The organism is Pseudomonas avellanae BPIC 631 (assembly GCF_000444135.1).
Lineage (GTDB): Bacteria > Pseudomonadota > Gammaproteobacteria > Pseudomonadales > Pseudomonadaceae > Aquipseudomonas > Aquipseudomonas avellanae.
Genome location: NZ_ATDK01000592.1, coordinates 1 through 6,267, shown reverse-complemented (window position 1 = coordinate 6,267; position 6,267 = coordinate 1). Strand labels below are relative to the sequence as shown.

The window sequence follows — 6,267 nt, the reverse complement described above, 5'->3', positions numbered from 1 at the left end:
ATCTTATCAATAGCTTAGCTTGCAGGTTATGGGTAACTTATTTCGAAAACAGTACACTAGGTTTGGCAGAGTGTTTGATCTCAACCGCAGGGACACCCGATGGAGCAGATGACCTTCGCTGACGCCGAGTACGCTGGTAAATGTAAGCAAGCCTATAAAGAGCGTTTTCTGACAAAGCCTTATTATCCAAAATGCGAAGGGGTTCGTCCGGCTTTTCCGTAGATGGCCGTGCTGCGCATAAAACATGATTAAGCAGGCGGGATCAGCGGTAATGTGGGTTGCACCGGCGTGGACAAGCATCAGAATTGTCAGATTATCTGGTCGATTGTTGTACGTCCGAGCCGCAGCAAAAAGCTTGGTTAGACAAGTTGGATCGTGCAGGTGCATTGAAAAATCGAGTACGCGAAAGCTAAGTACGCGAGGGTCGAACATCCGTTCCGCGTGATCAAGAGCCAGTTTGGGTATACGAAAGTGCGGTATTGCGGGCGCTCTAAAAACACCGGGCAACAGGCCGCGCTCTTTACCCTGTCGAATAATTGGGGGGTGCGAAAGCGCCTGCCGGGGATAGGGAAGTTGCACCTAAGTGTGGAAAACGTCTTGGGACTGTGCTAATCGACAAAAACTTAATGAATTAAACGCGGGAAAAGTCTGATTGTCTGATATGACGGGGAATTTTTTGAACCTCAGGCTACTAAAAGGTGATCAAAAGTTGATGCCTGCTTCAGACCTTCCTCAACGCGTTTAATGAAACAACCTGGAGGTGCCATGGTGTAATCATCTACCTGCTGACGCTATGAATGTCTGAATAACGTGAATCTCAGGATGCAGCGCTTGGCTGTGAAGGTCATACGTTTAAATGCGCCCCTTCAGTCAATATAGCGGCGTTTAAAATCGATAGAAAAACAAGGTCAACCATGTCATATCAAAAAGCAGAACCCGCTTACTTCACAACGACCCAAAGCCCAGTAGAGGTTTATACAGAATGGGACCCGTTGGAGGAGGTTATCGTCGGAATCATGGATGATATTCGTGTCCCGGATTGGGACATCGGCCTAAAAGCAATTATCCCGAAAGAATCCAGTGATTTTTTTATGACGTACTCCGGGCGACGCTTCCCAGAGGAGTTGCTTGTTAAAGCCAGGCAAGAAGTCAACACCTTAGCGCGAATATTGGAAACTGAAGGCGTTCGCGTAAAAAGGCCCAATGAGTCAAATCACCACCAACCCATCATGACGCCGCACTTTACAACGGGCGGAACCTTTTACTCTGCCATGCCCAGAGATTGTCTTTTCGCGATCGGCAAAAAAATCATTGAAGTACCCATGGCTTGGCGAAGCCGTTACTTCGAGACCTTCGCGTTCCGCGACCTGTTGAACGACTATTTCAGTCAGGGCGCCGAGTGGATCGCGGCCCCCAAGCCCATGCTGAAGGACGATGTCTGGCAACCGAATTATGATTTCGAACAAGAACTTCCGTTTCGTTCTATTATCACGGAGGTGGAGCCGCTGTTTGACGCCGCCGATTTTATGAAAATGGGCCGGGATATTATCGGGCAGCGCAGCCATGTGACGAACAATAAAGGCATTGAATGGTTGCGTAGAACCTTGGGTCCGGACTACCGCGTGCACATCTATGAGTTTGAAGAGCCGGGCCCCATGCACATTGATACAACGATATTGCCGTTAGCACCGGGCCGCGTACTCATCAATAAAGATTGGGTGCCACAGATTCCTGATATTTTCAAGGACTGGGAAATTCTCAATCCGCCCCCCTCCAACCTCCCGGATGACCATCCTTTGTTCATTACGTCGAAGTGGATTCACACGAATGTCCTGATGCTTGACGAGCGGACTGTCGTGGTCGAGAAAGATGAGGAGGCGCTCATTTCCGCTTTCCGCAAATGGGGCTTTGAAACCATTCTTTGCCCTTTCAAGCACTTCCAATCCTTCGGCGGTTCGTTCCATTGTGCCACTTTGGATGTTAAGCGACGGGGAGGACTGCACCGTTATATTTGAGGGCCTTGCCTAAGCGTGTGCAGGGCCTGAAGGCCCTGCCACTGACAAAGACATTTTCAATCGGACACAGACGATAGGAACTCGATATGCGCCCTACAAAAAAAATACTGGTGGTTTCTTCCGAACTGGATGCCGCGAAAACGGTACGCGACGTCAAAACCATGTACCCGTCTGCCACGTGGGATTTTATCTTCCTGTTGGAGGATTTTCTGGGAGTGGCCAACGATGAGCTTAAGTGCCCAGGACACTTTATCGTGCGCGACTTCGCCGACACAGCCGGGGTGATGGCGGTGCTGGAAGTGATTGCCCAGCAGCACGTTATCTCTCAGGTTGTCCCCAGCGATGAATTTTCTGTTTACATTGCTGCATTGGCCAATGCCCGCTGGGGTCTTCCCGGTATCACCCGTGAAAAAGCCAAATCTTTTCGTGACAAAAAAGCAATGAAGGAAATCGCTCAACACGCCGGTATCAGGACTGCGCGGGAAATCACCTTGTCCGACATCGAGGGCGGGCATGTTGAATTTCCTGTGGTCGTTAAACCGCGCTCTCTGGCAGGTTCAATGGGCGTCAGAATCATTACTGAAGCAAAACAACTGACGGAAATGGATGTCGACTGGGGAGCGGCTTACCGAGATATGGATGAGCGACAGTACATGATTGAACAGTACAACCCTAATACGATTTATCATATTGACTGCATTGTTCTTAAGGGCCACCTATCTTTTATTTCAGTCGGTCAGTACTTGGGTAAGCCTATTGACTTCTTGCAAGAAAAGCCGGTCGGAGTATTGTCTGTACCTGATCAGGCCGTCGCAGATACGTGGCGACCCTTTGCTGAATCCGTGATTAAAGCTTTTGAAGCCCCTGAGGGGGTTTATCACATTGAAGCCTTTGCCGATGCCGGCTTCGGCTTAGAGTTATTGGAAATTGCTTATCGTCCTGGCGGAGCAGCGATTGTAGAAATGATTGAGATGGTGCATGGGCTGAATTTGAAGTGCATTCACTTAGCGGCGCAACTTGGGCTCGTCGATTATGTCGATTCGCAACGTCAGGAAGAGGCGTTTGGCTATATGACTTTTCCAAAAAAGCATCTTTCTACTGAAGCGCTTTACGTCACTCAGATTTCCTTGCCCCCCCTCGAAAGCATGCCGACCTTGAGAACCCACGTAGTGCCGGCTCTAGGTGACATCGCATCAGGTGAATTCTACTGTTACAAGGATTCGCTGGGATCCTTCGTATTTTGTGGAGACCGTGACCTTGTCTCACGGGATGTGTACTACCTGAGCGAACATTACTCGGTACAGGTCGCCGCGAAAAACAGCCCTCCGTTTGAGGAGTGACATTCCCCTTTGCACAATTAATGACAACCACATTTAAAAGAGCTGTCAGGTCATGGACAAAAATAAGCCAAACACTATTCTGATCGTATCTTCCGAACTGGATGTAAGCGAGGTGGTCTCCCGAATCAGGAGTCTCTACCCGATCGCTGCCTGGACGTTCATCTACCTTCTGGAGGATCTTCTGGGGCAGGCGGGAGAGGAGCTGAATCGCGATGGACACTTTGTGATCCGAGACTTTGCCGTTCACACCGAGGTCGAAAAGGTATTCGGCCAGATTGCAACGAAATATTCCGTCACCGCCGTCATTCCGAATGACGAGTTTGCGGTATACATTGCTGCATGGGCCAACGACTGTTGGCAGCTGCCTGGATTGACGTTTGACGTGGCGACACGGTTCCGTGACAAAAAGCGAATGAAACACATTGCCCAAACGTTCAATATCCCGACAGCAAAAGAACTGTCGCTTGATGACATTACGCGTGGAGAGGTGACGTTTCCGGTTATTTTGAAGCCTCGGTCTCTGGCGGGCGCTGTAGGGGTCAGAATCATTACTGAGGTCCAGCAACTTTCTGAGGCATATGCCACCGAAAGTGATGACTATCAGGATATGAACGAGCACCAGTGTCTTATTGAAACTTACAACTCACAACCCCTTTATCAAATTGATGCGGTGGTTCTAAAAGGGCAGCTGGCGTTCCTGTCTGCAGGTGAGTACCTAGGTAAACCCATCGATTATCTGGCCGAATGTCCACTGGGATATTTTTCACTTGCTGACGACGATCTACACACTCTCTGGCGTCCATTCATCGAGCGAGTATTGTTCGCTTTTGAGGGGCCTGATGGTGTTTACCATATTGAAGCGTTTGGTGATGCGGGCGACGGATTTGAATTACTTGAGATTGCCTATCGGCCCGGTGGGGCTTCCACTGTCGATATGATAAAAATCGCTTATGGGATAGACCTGCGTTTCATTCATCTTGCCGTCCAGTTAGGGCTTGTCGATGCCTTGCACGTTGACCGTAAGGGCGAGGCGTTTGGCTATATGACGTTCCCTAAAAAACACCTCGCCAAAGAAATGCTTTACGTCACTCGGGTTTCACTGTCGAGTATGGAAACCCTGCAAACACTGAAGATGAAGAAAATTGCGCAGGTAGGCGATATCGCTTCAGGTGAATTTTTCTGTCACAAGGATTGTCTGGGAGCCTTTGTATTCTGTGGCGATCGAGGCAGCGTCGCTCATGACTTGAAATATATTGAGGAGCATTATCAAGTGCATGTAGAAGCTGCGCATGGTTGATAGACAGTACCCTTCCGGGCATCCCGTCTTGAATTAAACCGGTCGCCAGTTATGTGGCAGCAACTGATCTGTCTCGCATCGCCTGATGCGTCGGCTGGCGCGTGAGAACCTTCCTTAAGGTACGCATATTGGTCATGGCAATTGAGCCTCGCAAGGGGCAGCTTATCAAGCTCTTGAGCGCTGCTTCATGTCCTTGAAGCGCTGCATGATGTCGATCACAAGCGAGTTGACGGACAGAATCTTCATGGCCCGTGTGACAGCTACATACAGAAGGTTCAGCTCATCGTCGCGTTTGCCGGCATCGATGTCGGGGGAGAGTGGATCTGCCGAAAAATCGTCATAGAGGCCAACGAAGTCCCACTCCAGGCCCTTGGCCCTGTGCGCAGTGCTGAGGGTCACGGTGGCATCGAGCTCCGACGTGACGGACGCACCTCGCAGTTGCTCAATTCGTTGGGGCAAATCTGGGTGGTTCTCGATGATTTTGATCGACCGCAGCATCTCAGGATCCTGCGTGGCCTTGGCGATTGCGACGTACTGGTCGTAATCGGCATAGTCAGTGAGCAGTTTTCGCTGCTGCACCTGGTCATTCATGGCCCTGCTGAAATAGAACAGGATCCTCCAGATCCCGTAAGGAATAGCTGTCGACCCCTCCAATCCACTGCATGCGATGGTTTTGGTTGACCAGGCGCAGCGCATTCTCGATGACGCCACTCACAGTGCGGTGCAGATAGGTGCGGTGAGGCAGATCGTCCGGTAACGCGCGCTTTACCAGCGTGGGCTGGCCTAGGCCTTGTAGAGGAATCGTTTCACCCTTGAAGGACAGGATGACGTTGGCCACATAGGCAACTGCCGGCCCAAATCTGAAGCTCTGAGTCAGAAAATGCTTCTCGGCGTCCCTCATCGATGGGCTGTTTAAGGCATTTACAGCGCCTCTGAACCGATACAGCTGCTGGTGTCGATCACCTACGGTCACCTGCGTGATTTTTTGGATCTGGACCAGATTCGCAATGACCGGGTTCACGTCTTGACCTTCGTCGAGCAGGATTGCACCGAAGCGTTGGCTCAGGTCCGGCTGGCTCATCTGGTAGAGCTTCAAATACCCGTCGTGCGTCATGGAGACCGAGCTCCTGAATATTGACCATCTTCTCCCAAACGTCTCTGGTCAGGTTCAGCGCTTTGCTCATGTACTGTTGCTGGACCGAGGTGAGTGTGCGGTGGTTCTGGAACCGCACAAAGTGACCCTCCAGCAACTCCAGGTCCTTGCTGGCCATGAACGCGTTGAGCGTCGAGACGATGTCCTTGGCCAGCTCCCAGTCCTGGGTATTGATCGTCCTGGCGATGTCCGTCAAACGCAGATTACCTGCCTGCTTGTGTTTGTACTGGCTGCCATAGACTGCATAGGCAAGGCCGTGTGCCGTCTTGCATGTCACATTACGTGGGAAGCGGTTCTTTGCTGCCATCTCGACGGCTTTGTTGTAGCAGAGGTACAGCATTTTGACCGAGGCATTGTGCTTGGCGTAACCAACGAGCGTTGTCGTTTTCCCGGTACCGGCAAACGCCTGGACCAGTAGCTTTCTCGCGGAAGAGTGGATCGCTTGCGGATTCCACGACCATC

3 protein-coding genes and 2 pseudogenes are annotated in these 6,267 nt (G+C 50.9%); 4 read left to right on the top strand and 1 reads right to left on the bottom strand.

The window, feature by feature from the left end:
- Positions 1 to 390: 390 nt before the first annotated feature.
- From DW49_RS1000000134555 to DW49_RS0127680, 4 genes and pseudogenes are all read left to right on the top strand, one after another.
- Positions 391 to 612, top strand: a pseudogene (locus DW49_RS1000000134555) (hypothetical protein); the annotation flags it as partial.
- Between the two features lie 302 nt (positions 613 to 914).
- Positions 915 to 2,015, top strand: coding sequence for an amidinotransferase (locus DW49_RS0127690; RefSeq protein WP_005614684.1), 1,101 nt, complete (start codon positions 915 to 917; stop codon positions 2,013 to 2,015).
- 86 nt (positions 2,016 to 2,101) lie between these two features.
- Positions 2,102 to 3,355 carry an ATP-grasp domain-containing protein gene (locus tag DW49_RS0127685; protein ID WP_005614687.1) on the top strand — a complete coding sequence of 418 codons (1,254 nt, stop codon included), beginning with the start codon at positions 2,102 to 2,104 and terminating at the stop codon, positions 3,353 to 3,355.
- 52 nt (positions 3,356 to 3,407) lie between these two features.
- Positions 3,408 to 4,652: an ATP-grasp domain-containing protein gene (locus DW49_RS0127680; RefSeq protein WP_005614688.1), complete on the top strand. Its 1,245-nt coding sequence runs from the start codon at positions 3,408 to 3,410 to the stop codon at positions 4,650 to 4,652.
- A 165-nt stretch (positions 4,653 to 4,817) separates the two neighbouring features.
- On the opposite strand, the pseudogene DW49_RS01000000128995 reads toward DW49_RS0127680, so the two are convergent.
- Positions 4,818 to 6,244: pseudogene (locus DW49_RS01000000128995) on the bottom strand (UvrD-helicase domain-containing protein).
- Positions 6,245 to 6,267 lie beyond the last annotated feature (23 nt).

Coding starts and splice junctions, on each gene's coding strand:
- DW49_RS0127690 (WP_005614684.1), top strand. CDS start 915: ATGTCATATCAAAAAGCAGAACCCGCTTACTTCACAACGACCCAAAGC.
- DW49_RS0127685 (WP_005614687.1), top strand. CDS start 2,102: ATGCGCCCTACAAAAAAAATACTGGTGGTTTCTTCCGAACTGGATGCC.
- DW49_RS0127680 (WP_005614688.1), top strand. CDS start 3,408: ATGGACAAAAATAAGCCAAACACTATTCTGATCGTATCTTCCGAACTG.